Source organism: Microbacterium sp. Leaf161 (assembly GCF_001423645.1).
In the GTDB taxonomy this organism is placed as follows: domain Bacteria; phylum Actinomycetota; class Actinomycetes; order Actinomycetales; family Microbacteriaceae; genus Microbacterium; species Microbacterium forte.
In genome coordinates this window covers 484,777-510,687 of record NZ_LMOW01000001.1, presented here as the reverse complement: position 1 = coordinate 510,687, position 25,911 = coordinate 484,777, and the positions used below count along the sequence as shown (strand labels likewise).

The following is a 25,911-nucleotide window of genomic DNA, read 5'->3' as shown; positions in this document are numbered from 1 at the left end:
ACGGCATACGAAAGGACCCCTTTATGACCAAGCTCAGACTGGCCATCGTCGGAGCGGGCCCCGCCGGCATCTATGCCGCCGACATCCTGCTGAAGGCCGAGCGCAAGTTCGACGTCTCCATCGATCTCTTCGAGCAGCTTCCGGCACCCTACGGCCTGGTCCGCTACGGAGTGGCCCCCGACCACCCCCGCATCAAGGGCATCGTCAACGCGCTCCGCGATGTGCTCGACCGCGGCGACATCCGTCTGTTCGGCAACGTGCGCTTCGGCGAGGACATCACGCTCGATGATCTGAAGAACCACTACAACGCGGTGATCTTCGCCACGGGCGCGATCCGAGACACCACCCTCGACATCCCCGGCATCGATGCGGTCGGCGCCTACGGCGCGGCCGACTACGTGAGCTGGTTCGACGGACACCCCGACGTGCCGCGCGAATGGCCGCTGGATGCCGCGTCGGTCGGCGTGCTGGGCAACGGCAACGTCGCTCTCGACGTCGCCCGCATGCTGGCGAAGCACGCGGAAGACCTGCTGGTCACCGAGGTCCCCGAGAACGTCTACGAGGGGCTGAAGGCGAGTGCGGTCACCGACGTGCACGTGTTCGGTCGCCGTGGCCCCGCGCAGGTCAAGTTCACTCCGCTCGAGCTGCGTGAGCTCGGCGAGCTGCGCGATGTCGACATGGTCGTGTACGACGAGGACTTCGACTACGACGAGGCGTCGAAGGACGCAGTGGCCAGCAACAAGCAGGTCATGGTCATCGACCGCATCCTGCAGTCGTGGCGCAAGCGCCCGTCGGTCAATGACGCCAGAGGCGATGCGAACAACGCAGGGGGAACGGCATCCCGTCGCCTGCACCTGCACTTCTGGGCCCGCCCGGTCGAGGTCCGCAAGGACGAAGCCGGCCGCGTGGCGGCCCTCGTCTACGAGCGCACGAAGCCCGACGGACAGGGCGGTGCAGTGGGCACGGGTGAGATGCGCGAAGTGCCGCTGCAGGCGCTCTACCGCGCGATCGGATACTTCGGCTCACCGCTCCCCGGCGTGCCCTTCGACAAGAAGCACGGCGTGATCCCCAACCGCGAGGGCCAGGTGCTCGCCAAGGACTCGAACCAGCAGATGACCGGCATCTACGCCACCGGCTGGATCAAGCGCGGACCGGTCGGGCTCATCGGCCACACGAAGTCGGATGCCATGGAGACCGTGCGGCACATCATCAACGACCAGGGGTCGTGGTGGCACCCGGAGGATCCTTCAGAAGAGGCGATCCCCGCGCTGCTGCAGGAACGCGGCGTCAAGTGGACCGACCTCGAGGGCTGGCATCGACTCGACGAGCACGAGGTCGCCCTCGGCGCGCCGCAGGAGCGTGCCCGCGTCAAGGTCGTGCCGCGTGACGAGATGGTGCGCGTCTCTCGCGGAGAGTGACCGACACCGGATCGTTGTCGGCACCTCGCGTGTCGGAGAGCCGGCATCCTTAGGCTGAGTGCATGCGACTGCGCTCTCTGATCGTCTTCGGCACTGCTGCCCTGCTGCTCGTCTCAGGGTGCACCGTCGAGCCGGCCGCCGAGCCGAAGCCCTCGGCTTCGGCGTCTGAGTCGCCGTCTCAGACGCCGACACCGACACCGGCGCCGATCGTCGAGCCGGAAACGGCGTTCGACGTGACGTGCGACGATGTCGCCGCGACGATGGCGGAGCTCGTGGGCGAGCCGTCGACACCCGTCGAGCCGATGCTCTCAACAGTGTCGGCGATGAGCTGGCTTCCCGGTCCGGCGCAGCACATGTTCCAGCGGGCCGGCGGAATCGCCTGCTCGGCAGGCGATGCGGAGCGCAACTGGGAGGTCACGATCGTCCCGGATGCGAAGGCGGTGATCGCCGGTGCGACCGAGCGTCAGGGTTTCTGGGGCGAAGCGGCGAGCTGTGAGAACGGACGCTGCGGGTTCGAGCTGCCAGACGGAGACGTGCTGCTGTCGGCCACCGTCGTCGACCCCGATCTCGGCGCGGACGACACCTCTCCGATCGAAGAGGCGCTGCGGGGGATCGCGGCGTCGGCGGCGTCGAGCACGCGCGAGGTCGAGTACGTCGACAGCGACATCGTCGGTGCTCCGTGCGAGCGCTTCGTGACGCCGGAGCAGGTGGACGCCGCATTCGGAGTCTCGGACGCGGCTCTCTTCACGGACTTCGGCGGCTGGGGGATCCCTGCTGAGGTGTACGAGGTCGTCAACGGCTCCCGCATCTGCTACGTCAAGTCGGCCGGAAGCGAGTACGAGGGATCGAGCTATCTGATGCTCACGACGCTTCCCGCGGGAGCGTGGGCGTTCGAGAAGCTCGATGGCGACCCCGTCGAGGTCGAGGGCGCCGATGCCGCCAAGGCCAGTGAGGGCCAGAACGGCGAGAAGATCCTCGACGTGCGCGTCGGCCTCGACTGGATCCGACTGATGACCTACGACAACGGGTCCGGTGCCGCCGACCCGGCTCCTCTGGCAGTGAAGGTCGTGCGCAACTTCACGGTCGGACACACCGCTCCCGAGTAGCCCGCACGCCGTCGGCTAGCCTGGCGGCATGCCTGAGTGGATACCGGACGTTCTCGGCGACGAATTCGAGCAGCTCACGCTCGAACTCGGTGAGGACGACGAGGGGCCGTTGGTCGCCACTCTCGTGCGAGCCCTGCCGCGGGAGCAGCCGTGGTGGAATCGCATGCGGGGGCATCGTCTTCCGCTCGATGACGTCGACGTGCTCTACGTGCACGGCTGGTCGGACTACTTCTTCCAGAAGAGACTCGCTCGCTTCTGGACCGCGCGAGGTGCGCGCTTCTTCGCTCTTGACCTGCGCAAGTACGGACGCAGTCTGCGCGATGGTCAGACGCCCGGGTACATCACCGACCTCGGCGCGTACGACGAAGACATCGCCGCGGCGCTGCACGCGATGGGCCGCAGCCCCGAGACGACCGCATCCACGCGGCGTCTGGTGCTTCTCGGACATTCCACGGGCGGGCTCACGCTGAGCCTGTGGGCATCGCGGCACCCCGAGACAGCGGATGCCGTGATCCTGAACAGTCCGTGGCTCGAGTTCCAGGTCGCATCGGCCCGCCCGCTGATCGCTCCCGTCGCAGAGCTGCAAGCGCGGTGGGCTCCCCGCGAGGTCGCCCCGCAGGTCGATCTCGGGTTCTACACCCGGGCGCAGCAGGAGGTCGCCGACCCCGAGGATCCTGTCGAGGTGAACCTCATGTGGCGACCCGCGCAGACGATGGCCGTGCACGCGGGATGGTTCCACGCGATCCTCTCCGGACACGCCAAGGTCGCGGCAGGACTGACGATCGACGCCGCCGTGTGCGTGCTGCTCTCCGCACGCTCGGCGACGCCCACACGATGGTCCGAAGACCTCACCCGAGCAGACTCGGTCTTGGTCGTCGACGACATCGCGCGGGCGGCGCTCAAGCTCGGTCCGTCTGTCACCGTCGAGCGCATCGACGGTGCCCTGCACGACGTCTTCCTCTCTCGCCATGAGGCGAGAGAAGAAGCGTATCGTCGCCTCGACCGGTGGGTCAGAGGCTGGACTGCCGCGCGCTGACAGCGATCAGACGCAGCGGTCAGACGTAGTGCATCAGTCGGGCCTGACGCTCTGCGTCATCGGCATCGCCGCGCAGCACCGCGTCGTGGAAGTCCCGATAGACCTGGAGCATGCGCTCCCGGTCGTTCTCGGGAACGCTCCAGCCGCGGAGGTTGCGGAACAGCGCCATGCTCGCATCGTTGATCAGCACCTGATGCTGTGCGTTCCGGCTGCGCGTGCTCAGAAACGAGAACACCGCCCACCTCGTGTTGGAGATGTGCACGTCGTCATCGAGCGCTGTGTACATCTGCTCGACGAGTTCGGCGAGGCTCTCGCGTTCTTCCTGGCTCATCCGCGCGACGCCCATTCGAGCCGCAATCCCCGCCTGGTAACCCGCGAACTCGAGCGTCTGCTCGACGGTCTCGGGTGTGACCGCCGTGACCTCGGTGTATCTGCTCGGGTACATCGTCACGAGCCCGAGACGCTCGAGGCGCTGTAACGCCTCTCGCACCGGAGTCCGCGACACATGCAGTTCTTCGGCGACATCGACATCGCGGATGCGATACCCCGGCTCCAGCACACCGTCCACGATCTGCGCGCCGATGTGCTGAAAAACCTCCTCTGCTAAGAGCTGCTTGCTTTCTCTGACACTCGTCATCGAGCTGTTGGTGTTCATGGACTGCCCCCAGTTGCTTTCCAGATCCGGGCTCCCCATGATGTGCCCGGACGGCCACTACATCACGAAGTGGATCGCGATGCCAATAATCCACAGACGAGTTTTCGGACGAGCATGTCGGGGCTCGTCCTCGGTGCGTCGTCGCGGGATTCAGTACGGGTGATTTTCTGTGGCCGACGGGTGTGGGACACCCGCCGGCCACAGACGATGGCGTGCACGGAGCTGTACTGCGCCCAGTCCCCACAAGGCGGGAACCGCGATCCGCGAAGCGCGGAGCCGTGGTTCGGCAGCGCGTCATGCATCGCCGCATCGTCTGTCGCATTCGGGACGCGACTGCATCCAGTCTCGGGCACTTCGGCCCATATATCGGAATGCGATCGGCGGGCATAGAGAAGGGGGACGGATGCCTCGGCATCCGTCCCCCTGAGATCTGCGAGGTCAGCGGTAGTTGATGAACTGCAGGTCGAGATCGAGGTCCGAGCCCTTGAGCAGGGAGATCACGGACTGCAGGTCGTCACGGCTCTTGGACTGCACTCGCAGCTCGTCGCCCTGGATCTGGCTCTTCACACCCTTGGGGCCCTCGTCGCGGATGATCTTGTTGATCTTCTTCGCGTTCTCCGACGAGATGCCGTCCTTGAGGGTCGAGACGATGCGGAACTCCTTGCCGCTCGCGAACGGGTCGCCCGACTCGAGGCTCTTGAGCGAGATGCCTCGCTTGATGAGCTTGGACTGGAAGACGTCGAGAACGGCCTTCGCACGCTCTTCGGTGCCGGCGATGATCAGGATCTGCTCGCCGCTCCAGGCGATGGACGAGCCGGTGCCCTTGAAGTCGTAGCGCTGCTCGATCTCCTTGCGTGCCTGGTTCAGGGCGTTCTCGGCCTCCTGGTGATCCACTTTCGAGACGATGTCAAAGGAACTGTCAGCCATAAGCAAAGTGTATCGACACCGTCGTTTTCATGCTCGCTTGGAAGCGCTTCCATCACGCCTCAGCCGACATTCCGCGGTTACAGCTTGATATCGAAGGCTTCTTGCATTGCGATTCCTGCCGATCTCGATGCATACTGTAAGCGCTTGCAGTCCTGCAGGCCACAGCACTTCAGAGAGGCACACACCAATGAAGGTGAACAAGAGGGGCATCGTCGCCGCCGGCGTCATCGCGATCGTTTCGACTCTTACGCTTGCCGGTTGCTCGACCGCGACCGATGGCGGCGACTCGGCCGAGGGCGAGAGCAGCGGATCGCTGACCGTCTGGGTCGACGCCGAGCGTGTCGACGCGCTGCAGAGCGCCGCCGACTCTTACGAGGAGAAGACCGGGGTCAAGGTCGAACTCGTGGGCAAGTCCGTCGACGACATGAAGGACGACTTCATCCAGCAGGTGCCGACCGGCAAGGGCCCCGACGTCGTCATGGGAGCGCACGACTGGCTCGGCGAGCTGTCCACGAACGGTGTCGTCGCTCCGCTCGAGCTCGGCGACTCGTCGGCCGACTACCTGCCCGTCGCACTTCAGGCTGCGACCTACGACGGCACCGTCTACATGCTTCCCTACGCGGTCGAGAACATCGCCGTGCTGCGCAACGCCGACATGGTCCCCGCCGCCGCCACGAGCTTCGACGACATGGTCTCGAAGGGCACGTTCGTGGTCGAGCAGGGCACCGAGGGCAACCCGTACCACCTGTACCCGTTCCAGACGGCATTCGGCGCCCCGGTCTTCGGCACCGACGACTCGGGGAGCTACGACTCGAGCGACCTCCAGCTCGGCAGCGAGGGCGGCTTCGCCTTCGCCGACTGGCTCGCCGCTCAGGGCGCAGCGGGCACCTTGAACACCGACATCGACGGTGAGATCGCCAAGCAGCAGTTCCTCGACGGCACCGCGGCCTTCTGGCTGACCGGGCCGTGGAACGTCGGCGCCGCGACCGACGCCGGCATCAACGTCGCGATCGACCCGATCCCGAGCCCCACGGGCGAGACCGCCTCGCCGTTCGCCGGCGTCAAGGGATTCTTCGTGAGCTCCGAGTCGAAGAACAAGGTCGCCGCGAACGACTTCCTCGTGAACTACATCGGCACCGAAGAGGTGCAGCTCGAGCTGTTCAAGGCAGGAAACGTCCTGCCCGCGCTGACGGCCGCAGCCGACTCCGCAGCATCCGACCCGATCATCGCCGGCTTCCAGGCCGTCGGTGAGGACGCGGTACCGATGCCGGCCATCCCCGCCATGGGCTCCGTGTGGGAGTTCTGGGGCGTCGCAGAGGCTGCCATCATCAACGGCTCCGACCCGACGACGACGTGGCAGAAGCTCGTCGACGACGTGACCGCAGCAATCAAGTAACGACACCCAGCACCATCCCTGCCGGGGCGGACCTCGTCCGCCCCGGCAGCTCGACGACGGGGACGAGATGACAGAACTCGCTGAGCCCACGGCTCCACTGAACAAGCGCCAGCGCCAGGCGGCGAAGATCGCCGAGGCCGCGTCCGGGCCCATCGGCTGGATGCTGCTGAAGATCCTGCTGCTCGCCATCGTCGACGCCATCGCGCTGTACGCGGCGTTCGTCCTCTTCGGCCAGCAGGAGTGGCTGGTGCTCGGCCTGGTCGTGGCCGTCACGGTGCTCGTCAACTACATCTACTTCTCGCGCAAGCGAATTCCCGCGAAGTATCTGACCCCCGGCATCATCTTCCTGATCATCTTCCAGGTCTTCACACTGCTGTACACGGGGTACATCGGCTTCACGAACTACGGCACCGGGCACAACGGCACGAAGGACCAGGCGATCTCGTCGCTCCTCGCCTCCGCCCAGGAGCGTGTCGAGGATTCCGCCACCTATCCGGTCACGGTCGTCGAGCAGTTCGGCACCTACGGTCTGCTCGTGACCGACCCCGAGTCGGGTGACGCGCTGCTCGGCACCGCTGAGCAGCCCCTGCAGGAGGTCGACGCCGAGTTCGAGGGCGATCAGGCCGTAGCCGTCGACGGCTGGACCACGCTCCCGCTCGCGAAGGTGTTCACCCTGTCGGAAGAGCTCGAGCAGCTCTCGGTTCCCTTCAGCGACGACCCCAACGACGGCAGCCTGCGCGCCCCCGACGGACAGAAGGGATATCTGTACGTCTCGACGCTCGAGTACGACGCAGACGCCGACACCATCACCGACACGACGACCGGCGCGGTGTACTCCGACACCGGTCAGGGGTCGTTCATCGCCGAGGACGGCGCCGAGCTGCTGCCCGGCTGGCAGACCACCGTCGGCTTCGACAACTTCGTGCGCGCGGTGAGCGACGAGAACATCCGCGGTCCGCTCATCTCGGTGACGATCTGGACCTTCGTGTTCGCACTGCTCTCGGTCGCGACCACGTTCTTCCTCGGACTGCTGCTCGCACTGGTCTTCAACAACACGCGGATGCGGTTCCGCAACGGCTATCGGATCATCCTGATCCTCCCGTATGCGTTCCCGGCGTTCCTGTCGGCCCTCGTCTGGGCGGGCATGATGAACGAGAGCTTCGGATTCATCAACCAGGTGATCTTCGGGGGAGCGGACATCCCGTGGCTCACCGACCCGAACCTCGCGAAGGTATCGGTGCTCCTGGTCAACCTCTGGCTGGGCTTCCCCTACATGTTCCTCGTCTGCATGGGCGCCCTGCAGGGCATTCCCGAGGACGTCAACGAGGCGGCGGTGATGGACGGCGCGAACCCGTGGCAGGTCTTCCGCCGCATCAAGCTGCCGCTGCTGCTCGTGACGGTCGCGCCGCTGCTGATCTCCTCCTTCGCGTTCAACTTCAACAACTTCAACCTGATCTACATGCTGACCAAGGGCGGGCCGCGGTTCGAGGACGTCAGCATCCCGGTCGGGCACACCGACATCCTGATCTCGATGGTCTACAAGGTGGCGTTCACGGGTCAGTCCCGTGACTACGGCCTCGCCTCCGCGTTCACGATCCTGATCTTCATCGTGGTCGCGACGATCTCGATCATCAGCTTCCGCAAGACCAAGGCCCTCGAGGAGCTGAACTGACATGAGCACCACGGACACCGGCACCGCCCGCCCCGTCGCCGTCGCCGTCGCGCAGAACCTCGCGCCCCGTCGCCGCAGCTTCGGCGCGTGGTTCGCAGACACCGGATGGCGCCATGTGGTCGCCATCGTCGTGAGCGCCTTCGCGCTCTTCCCGCTGCTGTACGTCGTCTCGGCGTCGCTCAATCCGAAGGGCACGCTGACCGGCTCGAACCAGCTCTTCTCCGCGTTCGGCTTCGACAGCTACGTGCGCATCCTCAGCGATCCGCAGAACCCCTACGGCCTGTGGTTCCTGAACACGCTGGTCATCGCCGTGGTGACAGGCGCCGTGACCGTCTTCATCGGGGCTCTCGCGGCATATGCCTTCTCGCGCATGCGCTTCGCCGGCCGTCGCATCGGCCTCGTGACGATCGTCGTCGTGCAGATGTTCCCGCAGCTCCTGGCCGTGGTGGCGATCTTCCTGCTGATGTCGACGCTCGGGGACTGGTTCCCCGCCATCGGCCTGAACACGCACACCGGCCTGATCCTCGTCTACCTCGGTGGCGCGCTCGGCGTGAACACCTACCTGATGTACGGCTTCTTCAACACCCTCCCGATGGAGCTCGACGAGGCCGCCCGCATCGACGGCGCCGGTCACGCCCGCATCTTCTTCACGATGATCCTGCCGCTGGTCGCCCCGATCCTCGCGGTGGTAGCGCTGCTGTCGTTCATCGGCACGGTCAACGAGTACGTGATCGCGAGTGTCATGCTCGTCGACGTCGACCAGCAGACCCTGGTCGTCGGCCTGACGAAGCTCGTCGCGAACCCGCGCTACGCCGACTGGTCGGCGTTCTCGGCCGGCGCGGTGATGGCGGCGATCCCGGTGATGATCCTCTTCCTGTTCCTTCAGCGATACATCGTCGGCGGGCTGACGGCCGGCGCGACGAAGGGCTGACCTGCGGTCGTGGTCACATCGTTCCCGGCGTTGCGACCGCCGGCGCGGCGCCGGCGGTCGTAGCGTGATGGCATGACGCGTGTCGCGGGGCGTAACGCGGTGATCAGCTGGATCGCCGCAGTGCTGTGCATCGGCGTGGTGGGCGCCCTGATCTGGTTCTCGATGCCGATCGTGCCGGTCGTCGCCTCGTTCATCGGCGACGCCCTCCGCGCCACCCTTCGCTGACGGCGCCGCCGCATCTCGTCCCGAGGACGAGATGCGTGATCACGGGCTCAGCGACACGTCGGCACGCCTCCGTCGGGGCGCGGGCGCACGGCGGTAATCTCGCAGAGCACACATCCGATGAGAGGCGCACCCATGAGTGACCCCGAGGTTCCACAGCCCGAGCGGCCGAAAGACGTCAACGACGTCGTCGACAGCGCGAACGCTGGACTCGACGACGCCGCCGCAGCGAGTGCAGGCGTGCATGGCACGCCCGCGGACCCCACGCACGAGACGTCGGCTCCCGCTCCGACCCAGCCCGCCGTCGACCCCGATGTCGCCGCATTCGAGGCTGCCGAGAACGAACACCCCGGCACCTTCGCGACGCCGGAGCTCAACGACCCGAAGTACCTCGACGACGCAGACGACACGACGAAGTCGTGGAACACGGATGCCGACGCGACGGCTGTGTACACGCCGCCGGCCGCGCACGAGCAGTCCGCCCTGGCCGGAGCCGCGTACTCGTCGGCCGACCAGACGGAGACCCGGATCGTCCCGTCGGAGCCGGCAGCCGCAGAGCCGGTCGTCGTTCCGATCCAGCAGCAGCCGATCTTCGTCCAGGCTCCCGAGCCGCCCCGCGAACGCGGCAACCGCGGCACCGCGGGCGCGATCGGTCTGCTCGCCACCATCGCCTTCGCGATCCTCTACCTGGGCGCGACGCTCGGCCTCCGCGCCGTCGCGGGCGACATCACCGGCGAGAACATCGGCGAAGCCTCTCTCGCTCCGCTGATGACCTGGGGCTACTGGGTTCCGGTCGTCGGGTTCTTCCTCGGCTTCTGGCTGCTCGGCGCCTTCATCAACCGCGGACGCTGGGGACTCTGGGTGGTCTTCGGCATCATCGTCGGTCTCATCGCTTACGGCGGGCACATCCTCGGGGCGCTCTTCGAGGCACCGTTCTGGCTGCTCACCGCTCGGGAGGGCAGCGAGCTCATCGGGTCGCAGCTCTTCCACCCGCTCGCCATCGCAGCATTCGTCTTCGCCCGTGAGCTGACCATCTGGTTCGGCGCATGGGTCGCCCGCAGCGGGGCACGCAAGACCGAGCTCAACGCCGAAGCGCAGCGCGAGTACGAGCGCACGCTCGAGGCCGGCCCGACGCTGGCGAGGTAGTCACGAACATGTCGTCGCCGAACCCCCGTGGACCCGAGTCCCCGGGGGTTTCGGTCATTCTGGCGCTGGTGCTCGCCACCATCAGCTTCTTCGCGCTGGCCGTGTTCGGCCTCGGCGCGGTGAGCATCGCCACCGACAGCGACATCATCGCCGTCCCCGGTCTCGGTCAGCTGCCCGGCGCGATCGGGATGCTGGCGGCCGTGGTCGCGTTCGCGCTGTCGCTGTGGTCGTCGCTGCGGCGGACGCAGCCGTCGTTCGTGTCGGCGCCGGCGGTCGCATTGGCCGCGGCGCTCGCGCACCTGGTCGTCGTGTGGATCGGCGTTCTCGCTGCTAGCGGCGACCTCATCGTCGCGACGGTCGTCGCGGGTGATCTCGTGCGCGGGGGAGCGAGCGCGGTGCTCCTCGTCGCGGCCGCGATCGCGGCCTGGGGCGGCATCGCGCTTCGGCGCACGCGCGCTCAGCATCCGCAGTGGCCCTGGGAGCGCGAAGAAGACGAGTGACGCCCCGCCGTGACGCGGAAATCTCCACGTCGGCGGCGGCCGCGCCGTACGCTCTAGGTGTGGAGCGCTCGTTGGAGACGCAGGTCGACCAGGCCGTCGAGGCCTGGTTGCGCTGGGTGCCGCGCTGGGAGCCGGCGACCCATCGCGGTCGGGTCGCGCCCTGTCGACGTTGTCTGGGGTCGCCGATCCTGTCTGCGGCGGGCATCGGCTCGAACACGCCGCACGGTGTGCAGCACGGCCTCTCCACGCGGATCAAGACGATCGTCGACCACGCTGTGGCCGAATACACCGCCAGGAACCTGCCGATGCTGCAGCGCGAACTCGACCAGCAGGCCGCGCGGAACCGGGCGCGCACCTACCGCCCGGCCGACGGTCTGGATCCCGAGTTCGACGGGCTGCCGCTCGACCCCGAGCCGGTTCCGGGCGCGCCGTTCCTCTTCACGATCGCCGGGATGGCCGACGAGGCTGTCGCCGATCTGCCGCCCCTGCCCCCGTTGAGCGACGAGGCGAAGGTCGCCCTGCGGCAGGAGGTCGCGCTCGCCGACGAGTACGCGAACATGGTCGGCCGCGAGATCTGCGGCATCCTGCTGCGCCACCGCATCTACATCCAGGCTGCGATCTCGCAGCATGTCGAGCCGCAGATCGAGGCGCTGCTGGCTGAACTCACCGACTCGCTCGACTCCCCGTTCGACGCGGATCAGTCGTAAAGCGCAGCAGCCCTCACGCGTCGGTCGCGCCCGTGCGTCACGGGCTCTGCCTGCAGATCCGCTGAGAGCTGCGAGCGTCGCTGGCGCTGACCGGTGCCCGCTGGGTATCGTTTTTCGATAGATACCCATTGGCGATCGATAGGGAAACCATGCATCCTCGAGTCACCCGCGTTCTCAAGGCGCTGATCATCGTTCTGCTCGGACTCCTGCTGGCGAGCCAGACCCTGGTCATCCCCGAGGTGGCCAGGATCACGGCCGTCCGCAATCCGGACGTCGCATGGCTCGAGGTCCCGGGCATCATCGGCGCCGTGCTCTTCCTCGCCCTGATCCAGGTGACACTCGTCTGCATCTGGTTCCTGCTCTCGCTCGTGCAGCACGACCGGATCTTCCGCGTCGAGGCGTTCCGATATGTCGACATCATCCTCGGGGCTCTCATCGCGGCCGGGGTTGTCATCCTCGCCGCGTATCTGGTCATCGTCGCCAGCCGCTCGGTGTCGCTGTCCCTCTCCCTGCTCGCGGTGCTGGGCATCGTGGTCAGCGCGGCGCTCGCGCTGCTCGTCGTCGTGCTGCGAGGTCTGCTGCGCAAGGCTCTCGAACTCGAGCAGGACATGTCGGAGGTCGTGTGATGCCGATAGTCATCGACCTCGACGTGCAGCTCGCGATCAAGAAGATGAGCGTGCAGGACTTCGCCGATGCGATCGGCATCACTCCGGCCAACGTCGCCGTGCTCAAGAACGGTCGAGCGAAGGCGGTGCGTTTCACGACCCTCGAGGCGATCTGCCGCGTGCTCGAATGCCAGCCGGGCGACATCCTGCGCTGGGTTCCCGATTCCGAGGAGCGATGATGACGTCTCTCTCCCTGCGCACGGATTCGCCGCAGTCCCCCACGTGGGGCGAGTCCGTCGCCCGGCACCTCCTCGACACGGCACGGTGCCCGGTGTGCCACGGAGCACTCGAGGGCGGATGCTGCACCCGATGCGGTTCCGATCTGCGTGGTCCGATCGGCAACGAGGTATGGGCTGCGTCGGTCGCCGCGGCCGAAGCCGTCCGCGCTCGAGACGGTGTGCTGGACCGCATTCCGGTCGTTCAGGTCGGCAACTCGGGCGGCACGGTGTCGGTGGCTGTGCCGGTGGCCACGCCTTCTGAAGCGATCACCGCGCCCCCGCCGCCGGCCGCACCAGGACCTTCGCGAGAGGGTGCATCGCCGCCGCCGCCATCGCCGCCGCCGCCGCAGAGCAGTGCGACGCTGCAGTCGGTGCTGGCGACAGCCGGGGCAGGGCTCTTCGCCGTCGCAGCGATCGTGTTCACGTACTTCAACCCCGATCTCGCCGATCGTGCTCTGCGCAGCGTGATCGTCGGGCTGATCACTCTGCTGTTCCTCGGCGGAGCCTGGCTGATGTCCCGCCGTGGTCTGCGCTTCTCGGCCGAAGCGGTCGGCGGCCTCGGTCTCGTGTTCGCCGGCCTCGACGTCCACGCGGTCGCCCAACTCGCGGCGCCGCAGATCGACCCGTGGGGCACTGCGGCCGTCGCCACTGCCGGCGCCTCGCTCGGGGTGCTCGGCGCGGGCAGGCGTTTCGGCATCCGGATCTGGCAGTGGGCCGCGGTGGTGGCGCTGTCGGCCGCTCCGGCGATGCTCGGCGCCGCCGGCGGCACGGCACTCTCCGGTGCCGTCGGCGCGATAGGCGTCGCCTTCGCGGGCGCGGCGATCGTCGAGTGGCTCAGGCTGCCCCTGGTCGAGCGCACCACTCTCGTCGCTGTGCAGCTGATCGCCGCTGGAAGCGCTCTGCTGCTGCTGTTGCGCGTCGATGACGACGACATGACGACGACGCTGTTCACCGCGAGTGGACTGCTGCTCCTCATCGCCGTGCATGCAGTGATCGCCGCACGGCGGATGCTCGGGCCGCTGTGGTCTTACGTCGCTGGAGCGACAGGGGCTGCGGCGCTGGTGCTCGCCGTCTACGGCGTCCCCGGCATCCGCGAGCTCGACATGACCTGGCAGTTCGCGGTCGCCCCGACTGCGGCATCCGTCGCGCTGGTGCTGGTGGGCGTGCTGGTGCCGCTGCCGTCTCGTGTGCCGCGCGCATACACGGTCGCTGGTGCGTTGACCGTGCTCGCCGTGCCGTCAGCCATCCTGCTCCTGCTCGCCGGAATCACCGGCGGCACGACCGTGATCGCCTTCCTCCGTCAGGTTCCCGCTCTGACCGGGGGAGGCATGGCGGGGTGGGGAGGCCCGCTCGGACTCGCCGCGGTCGGCGGCGGCCTTGCCGCCTACAGTGCTCTCGCCCGCGAACGCGAAGGTGTGCGGTTCTTCGCGGTGCCCGCGTCGCGACTCGCACTCGCCTTCGCCGCCGTCGCGATGCTCGTGTTCGGCTGCAGCGGTCTGCTCGTTCTGCCGGCGTCGGTTGCCGTGCTGATCGTGATGGTCCTGGCGATCTCGGCGATACTGCGGTGGATGCCGCACCGGATAGCAGGCAGGGGCATCCGTCCGATCCTTCTCGTCGCCGCTCATCTGGCTCTCGTCTCGACAGTGCTGGTGGCCTGGCGCGAGCCGTCGATCGTCCCGGCAGCGGGGGTGGCGACCCTTCTCGCTGTCGCCGCCCTCGCCGCGGTGCGTCCTGCGCGCTGGCGATTCGTCTACGTCGGCGCCGGCTTCGCCTACGGTCTGGTGCTGGTCGCCACTGCGCTCGCAGAGGGCGGGGTCGACGGCATCGCGCAGCTGTGCCTCACCGCATCCTCGGGTCTGGTGGTCGCCATAGCGGCCACCTATCTGACGACGATCGGCGCCCGCTCATGGCAGGCGATCCTGGTCGTCTCTGCTGTGCCGTTCGGCATCGGGGTGCTCCAGGTCGTCATAGAGCGCAGCGGCTGGACGGCGCTGTCGACCGGGCTGATGTTCGTGCTGGCGATGACGCTGCTGCTCACCCGTCGACCGGGGCTCACACTGCTGGTCCGCACGACGGCGGCCGGGATGCTCGTGCCGACGCTCGCCGTCGTGGTGGTCTGCCTCGGTGCGCAGCTCCTGGCATCGAGCGGGTCTCCGATCGTCTTGCCGATCGTGGCAGTCGTGGTCGCGCTCGCCCTCGCCTCCTCGTCGCTCGTGAAGGACGTGCTCGTCGGCAGAGGGCACCCGGCGCTCACGGTGAACGCGGCCCGCGTCGCCATCGAGGCTTCCGCCCTGCTCACCGGCGCGATCGCGACGGCACTCGCGCTCGCACGCGAGGCAGCAGGGCTCGGCACGGCCCTCCTCGTGCTGCTGGTCATCGGTGTCGGGGGCGTGGCCGCCGCACTCTTCGCGGCCCGCCGCTATGCGTGGGTCGTCGCCGCGGCCGCCTTCACCGGCGCCCTGTGGTGCACCTGGGGAATCGCGAGCATCGACGTGCTCGAGGCCTACCTGCTTCCGCCGACCCTCGGGGCGGCGCTCGTCGGCCTGATCCTCACGCTTCGCGGACGCCGTTCGACAGCTCTGTTCTCCGCCGGACTCCTCATCGCCGTCGCGCCGCTGCTGGCAGCCGTCGCCGTCGCCGGGCCGGATGCCGATCAGCCCGCTGTCGCATGGCGGGTCGGTGGACTCCTCGCCGCATCGTGGGCGCTGCTGGTGTCGGAGATGCTCCTGGGTCGGGTTCGGGCAGGGTCCCGCCTGCATCGCGTCCGCGCCCTGCGCATCCCGATCCTCGCGGCCGCGGCACTCGCGGCGACCGTCGGGCCGCTGCAGGGCATCCGCATCGGGTTGGGCTGGGACCTGCCCTCGGTGCACGGTCTCGGACTCTTCCTCTGCTGCTTCGGGGTGAGCGCCGCGGGCGCCGCGGCACTGATGCTCGCGGGCCGCGGGATCAGACGCGCCGCCGCCGACCGCTCGGTGCTGCGCGCAGCGAGGTGGCTCGGCGCACCCGCCGCGCTCGCACTCGCAGCCGGCACGTGGTTCGCCATCGAGGGTGACTGGTTCTCGGTCTGGCCCATGTGGATCCTGATGCTCGGCTACCTCGTGGCGACCGTCGTCACGGCACACAGCGTGACTCGGCGTGACACCACGGCCCCGCCGGTGTGGTTCCTGTTCGCGATCGCGTTCGCGACAGCTGTCGTGGCGTGGAGCCCGCGGGACCTGCGTGTCGAGTGGTTCTCTCTGCCGCTGGGGGCGTTCCTCCTGCTCGCCGGAGCGATCGCCCTGCGACGGCAGTCGTCGGACCACGGTGGGCGGCGCCCCACGATCGACAGCTGGCCGGGGCGCTGGACCGGGTCGTGGGCACTGCTCGCGCCGGGCATCGTCACGATGATGATCGCGTCGATCGTCTCCACCTTCACCGACCCGTTGACCTGGCGGGCGATCCTCGTGATGGTGCTCGCACTGATCGCGATCCTGGTGGGTTCTCGCGAGCGGCTCGCCGCCCCCTTCCTGCTCGGTCTCGTCGTGCTGCCCGTCGAGAACGTGTTCGTCTTCTCGGTGCAGATCGGTCGGGGAGTGGAGTCGATGCCGTGGTGGATCACGCTCGCTGTAATGGGCGCGGTGCTGCTGATCATCGCGGTCACCGCCGAGCGCCGAACGGGGGAGGGAAGCGGTGTTGCTGCCCGCGTCCGAGACCTGCGCTGAGCGGGGGTGAACCGCGGCCCTCATTTGACCACCACGTTACGTGGCATTACACTTGATCAGGTGTGTGCACGTCTCGACGTGCGCGCTGGGCGTCGGCACCATGCCGGTCCGCCCCCACGGCATACCCACCACCACAAAGGCACGTCGATTCCGGCGTGCCGGTGGGTCACTGATGTGAAACCCATCACGCTGTCACCGTGCAGCATTATGAGGAGAGAACGTGCCAACCATTCAGCAGTTGGTTCGCAAGGGTCGCTCGCCCAAGGTCACCAAGACCAAGGCGCCCGCACTCAAGTCGAACCCGCAGCAGGCCGGGGTCTGCACCCGCGTCTACACCACCACCCCGAAGAAGCCGAACTCGGCGATGCGCAAGGTCGCTCGTGTGAAGCTCCGCAACGGCACCGAGGTGACCGCCTACATCCCGGGTGAGGGTCACAACCTCCAGGAGCACTCGCTGGTGCTCGTCCGCGGTGGTCGTGTCAAGGACCTCCCCGGTGTTCGCTACAAGATCGTCCGTGGCGCCCTGGACACCCAGGCCGTCAAGAACCGTAAGCAGGCTCGCAGCCTCTACGGCGCAAAGAAGGGCTGAGTCCAATGCCTCGTAAGGGTCCCGCCCCCAAGCGTCCCGTCGTCAACGACCCGGTATACGGCGCTCCGATCGTCAGCCAGCTGGTCAACAAGATCCTGGTCGACGGAAAGAAGTCGCTCGCCGAGTCGATCGTCTACAACGCCCTCAAGGGCGTCGAGGCGAAGAACGGTCAGGATGCCGTCGCCACTCTGAAGAAGGCGCTCGACAACGTGCGCCCGACTCTCGAGGTCAAGAGCCGCCGCGTCGGTGGCTCGACCTACCAGGTTCCGGTCGAGGTCAAGCCGCACCGCGCGAACACCCTCGCGCTGCGCTGGCTCGTCAGCTACGCCAAGGGTCGTCGTGAGAAGACGATGACCGAGCGTCTCCAGAACGAGATCCTCGACGCGTCGAACGGTCTCGGTGCAGCGGTCAAGCGCCGCGAGGACACGCACAAGATGGCTGAGTCGAACCGCGCGTTCGCTCACTACCGCTGGTAAACAGCTTCGCCTGCCCCCGGCCACACGCCGGGGGCAGGCACCCCCTCTTCGCAGTACGACTGCCCAAAAAGATAAGGACACTCCTGTGGCACAAGACGTGCTCACCGACCTGAGCAAGGTTCGGAACATCGGCATCATGGCTCACATCGATGCCGGCAAGACCACCACCACCGAGCGCATCCTGTTCTACACGGGCGTCAACCACAAGCTCGGCGAGACCCACGACGGTGCCTCGACCACCGACTGGATGGAGCAGGAGAAGGAGCGCGGCATCACGATCACGTCTGCCGCCGTGACCTGCTACTGGAACAAGAACCAGATCAACATCATCGACACCCCCGGTCACGTGGACTTCACGGTCGAGGTGGAGCGCTCGCTCCGCGTCCTCGACGGTGCTGTCGCAGTGTTCGACGGCAAGGAGGGCGTCGAGCCCCAGTCCGAGACCGTGTGGCGTCAGGCTGACAAGTACAACGTCCCCCGCATCTGCTTCGTCAACAAGATGGATAAGCTCGGCGCGGACTTCTACTTCACCGTCGACACCATCATCAACCGCCTCGGCGCCAAGCCGCTGGTCATCCAGCTGCCCATCGGTGCAGAGAACGACTTCGTCGGCGTCATCGACCTCGTCGAGATGCGTGCGCTCGTCTGGGCTGGTGACTCCAAGGGTGACGTCACCATGGGCGCCTCCTACGAGGTCCAGGAGATCCCGGCCGACCTCAAGGACAAGGCAGACGAGTACCGTCAGCAGCTCCTCGAGACCGTCGCCGAGACCGACGACGCTCTGCTCGAGAAGTTCTTCGGTGGCGAAGAGCTGACCGTCGCCGAGATCAAGGGCGCGATCCGCAAGCTCACCGTGGCTTCCGAGATCTACCCGGTCCTCTGCGGCTCGGCGTTCAAGAACCGTGGTGTGCAGCCGATGCTGGATGCCGTCGTCGACTACCTCCCGAACCCGCTCGACGTGGGCTCGATCGAGGCGCACGACCCCAAGGACTACGACACGATCATCGAGCGTCACCCCGACGCCAAGGACCCGTTCGCGGCTCTCGCGTTCAAGGTCGCGGTGCACCCGTTCTTCGGTCGCCTGACCTACGTGCGCGTCTACTCCGGCCAGCTCGACTCCGGCGCAGCGGTCGTCAACTCGACCAAGGGCAAGAAGGAGCGCATCGGGAAGATCTTCCAGATGCACGCCAACAAGGAGATCCCCGTTCCCTCGGTCACCGCTGGCAACATCTACGCCGTCATCGGTCTGAAGGACACCACCACCGGTGACACCCTCACCGACCCGGCAGCGCCGGTCGTCCTCGAGTCGATGACGTTCCCCGAGCCTGTCATCGAGGTCGCCATCGAGCCGAAGACCAAGGCCGACCAGGAGAAGCTGGGTGTCGCCATCCAGAAGCTCGCTGAAGAGGACCCGACCTTCCGCACGGAGCTCAACCCCGAGACCGGTCAGACGACCATCAAGGGCATGGGCGAGCTGCACCTCGACATCCTCGTCGACCGCATGAAGCGCGAGTTCAACGTCGAGGCCAACGTCGGCAAGCCGCAGGTCGCGTACCGCGAGACGATCCGCAAGGGCGTCGAGAAGTACGACTACACGCACAAGAAGCAGACCGGTGGTTCGGGTCAGTTCGCGAAGATCCAGTTCAACATCGAGCCGCTCGACCTCGACGACGAGAAGACGTACGAATTCGTCAACTCGGTCACCGGTGGTCGCATCCCGCGTGAGTACATCGGCTCGATCGATGCCGGCTTCCAGGATGCGATGAACGTCGGCGTGCTCGCCGGATACCCGATCGTCGGCGTCAAGGCGACGATCGTCGATGGTGCTGCTCACGACGTCGACTCTTCGGAGATGGCGTTCAAGATCGCAGGATCCATGGGTATGAAGGAAGCTCTTCGTCGGGCCAACCCGACGCTCCTCGAGCCGCTCATGGCGGTCGAGGTGCGTACTCCCGAGGAGTACATGGGCGACGTCATCGGTGACCTGAACTCGCGTCGCGGCCAGATCCAGTCGATGGAAGACGCCGCAGGCGTCAAGGTCGTCCGTGCGCACGTGCCGCTGTCCGAGATGTTCGGCTACATCGGCGACCTGCGCTCGAAGACCTCGGGTCGCGCCGTCTACTCGATGGAGTTCAACAGCTACGCTGAGGTTCCCCGCGCTGTGGCCGACGAGATCGTCCAGAAGCACCAGGGCGGCGAGTAACACTTTCCTGGGAGCCGGGTTTCGGCTCGGCTCCCAGGTCACCTACAACTTCACATTCCCTCTCTACTAAACTGAGATTCACACCCGTAGAGAACCGGTCGCAAACCAGTGCCCGGCACCCTCTACATGACGTCCTGAGGAGGACCCAGTGGCTAAGGCCAAGTTCGAGCGGACCAAGCCGCACGTCAACATCGGAACCATCGGTCACGTTGACCACGGCAAGACCACGCTCTCCGCAGCGATCTCGAAGGTGCTTGCTGACAAGTTCCCGTCTGACACCAACGTGCAGCGCGACTTCGCTTCCATCGACTCGGCGCCGGAAGAGCGCCAGCGTGGAATCACCATCAACATCTCGCACATCGAGTACGAGACCCCGAAGCGCCACTACGCGCACGTTGACGCCCCCGGCCACGCCGACTACGTCAAGAACATGATCACCGGTGCTGCTCAGATGGACGGCGCGATCCTCGTGGTCGCCGCCACCGACGGCCCGATGGCTCAGACGCGTGAGCACGTGCTGCTCGCCAAGCAGGTCGGCGTGCCGTACCTGCTCGTCGCGCTGAACAAGTCCGACATGGTCGACGACGAGGAGATCCTGGAGCTCGTCGAGCTCGAGGTCTCCGAGCTGCTCGCTTCGCAGGGCTTCGCCGAGGACGCTCCTGTCGTCCGCGTCTCCGCTCTCAAGGCCCTCGAGGGCGACGAGAAGTGGGTTCAGTCGATCCTCGACCTCATGGAGGCCGTGGACGAGAACGTTCCGGACCCCGTGCGCGACAAGGACAAGCCGTTCCTGATGCCCGTCGAGGACGTCTTCACGATCACCGGTCGTGGAACCGTCGTCACCGGCCGCGCCGAGCGTGGCACGCTGGCCATCAACTCCGAGGTCGAGATCGTCGGACTCCGTCCGACCGTCAAGACCACGGTCACGGGTATCGAGATGTTCCACAAGCAGCTCGACGAGGCATGGGCCGGCGAGAACTGCGGTCTCCTGCTCCGTGGCACGAAGCGTGAGGACGTCGAGCGCGGGCAGGTCATCGTCAAGCCGGGTTCGGTCACGCCGCACACCGACTTCGCCGGTACCGCGTACATCCTGTCGAAGGACGAGGGTGGGCGTCACAACCCGTTCTACACGAACTACCGCCCGCAGTTCTACTTCCGCACCACCGACGTCACCGGCGTCATCACGCTGCCCGAGGGCACCGAGATGGTCATGCCCGGCGACACCACTGACGTGACGGTCGAGCTGATCCAGCCGATCGCCATGGAAGAGGGCCTCGGCTTCGCCATCCGTGAGGGTGGACGCACCGTCGGCGCCGGTACGGTCACGAAGATCATCAAGTAAGCATCTGCTTTCTCGCACAGGGGTCGGGCCTTCGGGTCCGGCCCCTGTGTCGTACCTGGGCGGTGCGTGCGTGCGCGTGCGGTTCTCGGTCACTTCGCGGCGAGAGTCGATTCGCGATGGATAACATGGCCCGAGCCTGCCTGCGGGCATCGCCGTCGCCCGACTCGGGCGTGAGAGAGGAACGCGACCATGACACAGATCCAGGTGGGACCCCCGCCGCCGCGAAGCCACGCGCGGCTGTGGATCTCGACGCTGCTGCTGATCGTGTACTCCGCGTTCGTGCTGCTGGTCACGATGTGGCCGCAGCCTGAGCAGCTCGAGTTCGACAGCATCGCGGGGCGTGTGCTCCGTGCACTGCACAACCTCGGCGTGCCCGAGCGATTCGACTACAACGAACTCGAGTTCGCCGCCAACATCGGCATGTTCGTGCCGCTCGGCTTCCTGCTCGGTCTCGCACTCGCGCGCAAAGCGTGGTGGGTCGCGATCTTCCTGCTGCCCGCCTTCTCGGGCGCGATCGAGTTCACGCAGGGCATCGCGCTCGACGAGCGCGTGTCGACCGTGCTCGACGTGCTGGCGAACACGATCGGCGGATACACGGGCCTGCTGCTCGCGATGATCCTGCGGGCGATGATCCACGCCAGGGATCGCACCATGATCGAACGCGAGCTGTGGGAGCGACGTGCGGCTGCGGCCGAACTGCAGCGGCAGAACGCGGCGCGCGCGGTTGCTCGCGCGTCACAGCCGGCGCCGCACGCGCAGGCGTGGGCTGAGGAGCCCGATCCGGTGACCCGCGTGCTGGACGCGGACTTGTGGGAGACCGGTGACGCGCCTACCGTGCGGATTCCGGTGTGAGGTGAATCAAGCGAGAAGAGCCTCGCCCGAACCTAATCTGCCGGTGGCGGGCTGTGGTGATACACACACACGGATGGTCAAACGCTAGTCCTAGCAGCGGGCCACCTCCCTATTTATCCGAAGCGTGGCCATGCGCTCTTCGGATGGTCGCAATGATCCTCCACGCGTAGAGAGAGCAGATGGTTCTGCGGCCGAGGGGTACTAACAAATTCCGCGGTGGCACCCCTCACCGACACGTCATGGTCGCAACCACGCGAGACCCGCTGGTATCAGCTCAGGGTCGGTCTCGGGACAAGTGCAAGACCAATCGCCAGTTGCCTTGGTGCGGATTTGCAGACCACGCGCCACCATTCGGTTCGCCGTGCTTAAGCCCGGGCGCCACCTCGTTCGGCTACGCCATTGTCGAGGGGAAACTCGTGGGTCCAGTCCACTCCGGTCCGGCGAACGGATGCGGGGGAGCCCGCAAGAATTGAGTGCGTTTCAGTAAAGGCCTTGTTAACTATGCTTCGAGCTGCAACAACAGAGCCACCGGGTACACGAGCCTTGTTCAGTACTACGACCTGATCTCCTAGCCACACATGGTCACCGATCTCGATCCCCACCTCGGGATTGAGGAGAGCGCCGGTCTCGCGATCCCAAAGGCCATGGTGGCTAGATCCACGGAGTGAAATTCCGGACGCGAAAAGACAATCGTTCCCGACGCGGACGCCAACGCCAGGAGTCAGTGGTCCAATGATGTGAGTTGCGCCGTTGAAGACGCAGCCGTCGCCGATCGACACGTGGGCTCGGGTCGAGCAGCGGCCCGCATTCGAAACGAACGAGACGCGGATACCGCCGAACTGGACCTTCACTCGACCGATCGTCACGGAGCACTCGATCGCAGAACCAAGATCTACCACTACACCCTGATATCGTGCGCCTTCGGATAGCCGCACCACGTTTCCTGCTGAGCGAGCATGAAAGTTGACCGTGACTCCAGACGGCAGACTTGTGGCGTTGCGAACCCGACTACCGCCGTACCAGATCTCGTTGCGGGCGTACGGTTCATCAGTCGCTGTGGCCACCCGTTAACAGTAGCGGAGAGCACGGGCAAGCCGAAACACCTCTTCGACGTTCGGCGCCCAACAACTAGTCAGTGGGCGCGCTGCAGGTGAGCTAGGCATCGAACGTCAACGCCGCGTGCGCGGCCCGCTAGCATATACTGATGCGAGTGACGAGGAAGTTCATGGCATGGACCAGGTCCCTTCTGGCTACTGAGTCTTCCGACGAAACCCGAACTCTAGGAGTGGGATTGAGCCTCAATCGGATTATTGTCAGGTCCGCCGATGGTGATGCCGAGGTTGGAGAATATCCAGGGCTTGAAGTCGCTTTCCAGCGCACTGGGTCGACGGTGGTTGTGCACCAAGGCGCTGTTTTTGTAAATGTGAAGATATTCACTGGATCTAACTCGCATCTTGAATTCGAGCCGACTCACCCGCGAGGGCTGCGCAATACGGCGATTGATATGCGAGGCGGCGACGGCGCACGGGTCAATGTCGGCGCGAATACCTCCATCGAGGGTTGCCGAATCTCGATGGGAAACGAGGATAAGGCTTCGATATCAATCGGCGCGAACTGTCTGATCAGCTCCAACATCGAATTCCGGGTTGGTGACGGCCATGCCATGTTCAACCTTGACGCTCCAGACGTTGTGATCAACAGGACACGCCCGATTCGAATTGCGGATCACGTATGGATCGGTTCCGGGGTTGTCTTTTTGAAGGGATCGACGGTAGCCGAGGATTGCGTGGTCGCTACACGCTCAGTCGTCTCGAAGGCGTTCGATGAAAAGAATGCTGTTCTTGCCGGGACGCCAGCCGCTGTGGTGAAGCGCGGAATTGGTTGGTCGCGCGATTATATTTCCAGCTATCCAGAATAGGCAGTTGCGCCGCGGGCCAATGGCCCAAGAACGGCCCCTACGCGCAGATGGAGGATCCAAATTACCGTCGATATCTCGGCTCGAAGCCTAGTTCTCTCGCTCCGGCCCGGTTCAGGCCTGGGTAACAGGGTTCGTGCGCTGCTCTCAGCGGCCGCAGTTGCGGAAGCGGAGGGGAGGCGTTTCTATTACCACTGGCCGATCACTGGTTCCTTCGGCGCACGTGTCGATGAGCTCTGGTCATCTGTGCCCGGCACCGCCCTGGAGAGTCCTGGGCCGGAGCCGCTCATCCTGGATGAGCAGATTGACGGGCAATGGCGCCCCGCATCAATAGATAGTCACCGGCACGATGAGGTCATCTCTGTGAGTACGGCCTACGTTCTGCACGGATGGGGAGGGGAGCGCGAATGGACTGAAGTGCTTCGCAGCCTTCCCGTGAGCCAGGAGGTAGAGACCCTGATTTCTCGTGACTTTAACAATGCGAGTAGTCGATCCGCCGCGGTCGTCGGGGTTCAGGTTCGGAGTCATCCCACGTTAACGCACCCACGGACCCTTGAGAAGTCCCCGGTGGAGTGGTATATCCGGCGAATGCGTGAGCTTCACGCACGCGACGATTCGGTCTCCTTCTTCTTGTCGTGCGACACCCGGGAGGCTGAGATCGAGATCTCTTCCGCAGTTCCAAACGTATCGTTTGTGAAAAAAGCGGGCAGATACAATTCTCGCGAAGGTCTCATTGAGTCCGTCGCGGACCTTGCGCTGCTCTCGAAGACCGACTATATTTTGGCGCCCTATTGGTCGAGCTTTGCCGATCTCGCATGGCAAATGTCTGGAAGGGCGATGCCTATTGAGACGAGCCAGGGTGTGAAGAACGCTGAGTAAATAACAATGACGCCCACACGGGGGCGGCCGTCGGGCCGCGCGATTGCGAATGCCTATCTTATTTCGGCAGTATTCTAAAGACTGATTTGCTTCATTGATGGGTCAACGTACTCCAGTCCCCATTTACCCAATCTTCCGGAGTTCTCGTCATGATATTCCGACGCAATAAGAGCGACGACGCTCTGATGAATGCAGACCCAGTAGTGAGCAGCGGGCCTTCAAATCATAACCTGACGGCTGAGCTACGGGGGGTGCTGAAGCCACGGGTCGGGATCACCGGATCTTTGGCTCGCGGGAACTACGGAGATGAACTCTATGTTCGGGTCTACGAGCATTGGCTCGGCCAGTGGGCGGATCTGACTCTCCTCACCGGGCTCCACCGACCGTGGTATTTTCGCGAGATTCGCACTACTCAAGTCGATCTTATGGATGCCGTGGTGCTCGGCGGCGGCGACCTGCTCTGCCCCTACCGCGAGTGGATCGATCCCGACTTCATCAATCCCATGTACCTTCGGCGGCCCGTTCATGTTGCGGGAATCGGCGTGGAGCGCGACCGTCCGGATATCGACGCGACTGTGGTCGAGCGGTGGACCGAGTTTCTCACTAACCCGAGCGTTCGCTCCATCTCGACCCGCGATTCGGGGTCGACGCAGTGGATCACCGAGCACATCGATCCCCAGGCGACCGTGGCTACGCATGCGGACCTTGTCTGTGCCTTACCGCTGCCTCCGGTTGAGCCACCCGAGGGCGCACCCATCCTGGGCATCGTTACGCGATACGTCAGGGATCCGAAGGACTATCGACAGCTCGAGGAGATCGCCGCGGCATACATTGCGAAGGGATGGCGCGTTCGTCACATCATCGGCGGTGTTGAGGACCATGGCAGGCGCGACCTGGAGAACTCCGAGAACCTCAGAGTTGAGGGCAAAGAGACTTTTCACTCGAACTACCTTGACGAGATAACGCACGCGCTCGGCGAGTGCTCGCTCCTGCTGAGCATGAAGCTGCATACGACGATCGTCGCGACCATGTATGGCGTGCCGACAGTAAGTGTGCACCCCGTAGCCAAGATTCGCGCGTTCATGGCAACGATCGGACGAGAGGACCTGGTGGTTGAGCCGACCGATCCCCGGCTTGTCCAGATACTCGAGAACGGCGTTCCCGACGTTCCGATGGACAGAGTCGATCAACTCCGCGACGAGGCTATCCGCTTCCTCAAAGTGCTTAGCCAGCGGATTTGGGATGACTACCGGAACTCCTCAACGGTTCGCCAGTACGTCCTCCCCGAGACGATGGATTGGGTCGATTGAGGATGATGTCGTAGAAGGTCCAATTTCTGCACACCTCACGCCCGTGGA

General features: G+C 65.6%; 23 protein-coding genes. 21 read left to right on the top strand and 2 right to left on the bottom strand.

The annotated features are described in order from the left end of the window. Positions 1-23: 23 nt before the first annotated feature. The 3 genes from ASF87_RS02525 (at position 24) to ASF87_RS02515 (ending at position 3,560) form a co-directional block, all read left to right on the top strand. Entirely contained in the window at positions 24-1,418 is a 1,395-nt protein-coding gene (locus ASF87_RS02525) for an FAD-dependent oxidoreductase (protein ID WP_056373903.1), read from the top strand. A 62-nt stretch (positions 1,419-1,480) separates the two neighbouring features. Then, positions 1,481-2,524 (top strand): hypothetical protein, encoded by a 1,044-nt coding sequence (locus tag ASF87_RS02520; protein WP_056373901.1) that lies wholly within the window; start codon positions 1,481-1,483, stop codon positions 2,522-2,524. A gap of 28 nt (positions 2,525-2,552) precedes the next feature. Then, on the top strand, positions 2,553-3,560 hold the full coding sequence (locus ASF87_RS02515; RefSeq protein ID WP_056373899.1) for an alpha/beta hydrolase: 1,008 nt from the start codon (positions 2,553-2,555) through the stop codon (positions 3,558-3,560). A gap of 19 nt (positions 3,561-3,579) precedes the next feature. Here the strand turns inward: ASF87_RS02515 and ASF87_RS02510 are convergent, their stop codons facing one another. Continuing rightward, complete coding sequence (locus ASF87_RS02510) at positions 3,580-4,215, bottom strand: GntR family transcriptional regulator (protein WP_228385561.1); 636 nt, start codon at positions 4,213-4,215, stop codon at positions 3,580-3,582. Positions 4,216-4,653: 438 nt separating this feature from the next. After that, complete coding sequence (locus tag ASF87_RS02505) at positions 4,654-5,142, bottom strand: YajQ family cyclic di-GMP-binding protein (protein ID WP_042538692.1); 489 nt, start codon at positions 5,140-5,142, stop codon at positions 4,654-4,656. Positions 5,143-5,329: 187 nt separating this feature from the next. Between ASF87_RS02505 and ASF87_RS02500 the strand changes: the two genes are divergently transcribed. From ASF87_RS02500 to ASF87_RS02425, 18 genes are all read left to right on the top strand, one after another. Continuing rightward, complete coding sequence (locus ASF87_RS02500) at positions 5,330-6,538, top strand: sugar ABC transporter substrate-binding protein (RefSeq protein ID WP_042538694.1); 1,209 nt, start codon at positions 5,330-5,332, stop codon at positions 6,536-6,538. A 67-nt stretch (positions 6,539-6,605) separates the two neighbouring features. Beyond that, positions 6,606-8,210: an ABC transporter permease subunit gene (locus ASF87_RS02495; protein ID WP_056373897.1), complete on the top strand. Its 1,605-nt coding sequence runs from the start codon at positions 6,606-6,608 to the stop codon at positions 8,208-8,210. Between the two features lies 1 nt (position 8,211). After that, on the top strand, positions 8,212-9,141 hold the full coding sequence (locus ASF87_RS02490) for a sugar ABC transporter permease (protein ID WP_056373895.1): 930 nt from the start codon (positions 8,212-8,214) through the stop codon (positions 9,139-9,141). Positions 9,142-9,213: 72 nt separating this feature from the next. Next, on the top strand, positions 9,214-9,366 hold the full coding sequence (locus ASF87_RS17615) for a hypothetical protein (RefSeq protein ID WP_153302240.1): 153 nt from the start codon (positions 9,214-9,216) through the stop codon (positions 9,364-9,366). Positions 9,367-9,498: 132 nt separating this feature from the next. Continuing rightward, a complete protein-coding gene (locus ASF87_RS02485; RefSeq protein ID WP_056373893.1) occupies positions 9,499-10,509 on the top strand; it encodes a hypothetical protein in 1,011 nt (336 codons plus the stop codon). A 68-nt stretch (positions 10,510-10,577) separates the two neighbouring features. Continuing rightward, positions 10,578-11,009, top strand: coding sequence for a hypothetical protein (locus ASF87_RS02480; RefSeq protein WP_056376296.1), 432 nt, complete (start codon positions 10,578-10,580; stop codon positions 11,007-11,009). Between the two features lie 59 nt (positions 11,010-11,068). Next, positions 11,069-11,716: a hypothetical protein gene (locus ASF87_RS02475; protein WP_056373890.1), complete on the top strand. Its 648-nt coding sequence runs from the start codon at positions 11,069-11,071 to the stop codon at positions 11,714-11,716. Positions 11,717-11,865: 149 nt separating this feature from the next. Further along, positions 11,866-12,342 (top strand): DUF2975 domain-containing protein, encoded by a 477-nt coding sequence (locus ASF87_RS02470; RefSeq protein WP_056373889.1) that lies wholly within the window; start codon positions 11,866-11,868, stop codon positions 12,340-12,342. Then, on the top strand, positions 12,342-12,560 hold the full coding sequence (locus ASF87_RS02465) for a helix-turn-helix domain-containing protein (RefSeq protein ID WP_056373886.1): 219 nt from the start codon (positions 12,342-12,344) through the stop codon (positions 12,558-12,560). Before ASF87_RS02470 ends, ASF87_RS02465 begins: the two co-directional genes overlap by 1 nt. Further along, on the top strand, positions 12,560-16,300 hold the full coding sequence (locus ASF87_RS02460; RefSeq protein ID WP_056373884.1) for an SCO7613 C-terminal domain-containing membrane protein: 3,741 nt from the start codon (positions 12,560-12,562) through the stop codon (positions 16,298-16,300). The genes ASF87_RS02465 and ASF87_RS02460 overlap by 1 nt, the downstream gene beginning before the upstream one ends. A gap of 220 nt (positions 16,301-16,520) precedes the next feature. Continuing rightward, complete coding sequence (rpsL, locus tag ASF87_RS02455) at positions 16,521-16,889, top strand: 30S ribosomal protein S12 (RefSeq protein WP_042538704.1); 369 nt, start codon at positions 16,521-16,523, stop codon at positions 16,887-16,889. 5 nt (positions 16,890-16,894) lie between these two features. Further along, complete coding sequence (gene rpsG / locus ASF87_RS02450; RefSeq protein WP_042538706.1) at positions 16,895-17,365, top strand: 30S ribosomal protein S7; 471 nt, start codon at positions 16,895-16,897, stop codon at positions 17,363-17,365. Between the two features lie 85 nt (positions 17,366-17,450). Next, on the top strand, positions 17,451-19,568 hold the full coding sequence (fusA, locus tag ASF87_RS02445; protein WP_056373882.1) for an elongation factor G: 2,118 nt from the start codon (positions 17,451-17,453) through the stop codon (positions 19,566-19,568). A gap of 148 nt (positions 19,569-19,716) precedes the next feature. Further along, positions 19,717-20,907, top strand: coding sequence for an elongation factor Tu (gene tuf, locus ASF87_RS02440; protein ID WP_042538710.1), 1,191 nt, complete (start codon positions 19,717-19,719; stop codon positions 20,905-20,907). A 189-nt stretch (positions 20,908-21,096) separates the two neighbouring features. Next, positions 21,097-21,759 carry a VanZ family protein gene (locus ASF87_RS02435; RefSeq protein ID WP_056373880.1) on the top strand — a complete coding sequence of 221 codons (663 nt, stop codon included), beginning with the start codon at positions 21,097-21,099 and terminating at the stop codon, positions 21,757-21,759. Positions 21,760-23,050: 1,291 nt separating this feature from the next. After that, positions 23,051-23,677, top strand: a complete 627-nt coding sequence (locus ASF87_RS17610; RefSeq protein ID WP_162238668.1) for an acyltransferase — start codon at positions 23,051-23,053, stop codon at positions 23,675-23,677. Between the two features lie 564 nt (positions 23,678-24,241). Next, entirely contained in the window at positions 24,242-24,553 is a 312-nt protein-coding gene (locus ASF87_RS02430) for a hypothetical protein (RefSeq protein WP_157549981.1), read from the top strand. Between the two features lie 185 nt (positions 24,554-24,738). Beyond that, positions 24,739-25,863: a polysaccharide pyruvyl transferase family protein gene (locus ASF87_RS02425; RefSeq protein WP_056376295.1), complete on the top strand. Its 1,125-nt coding sequence runs from the start codon at positions 24,739-24,741 to the stop codon at positions 25,861-25,863. Positions 25,864-25,911 lie beyond the last annotated feature (48 nt).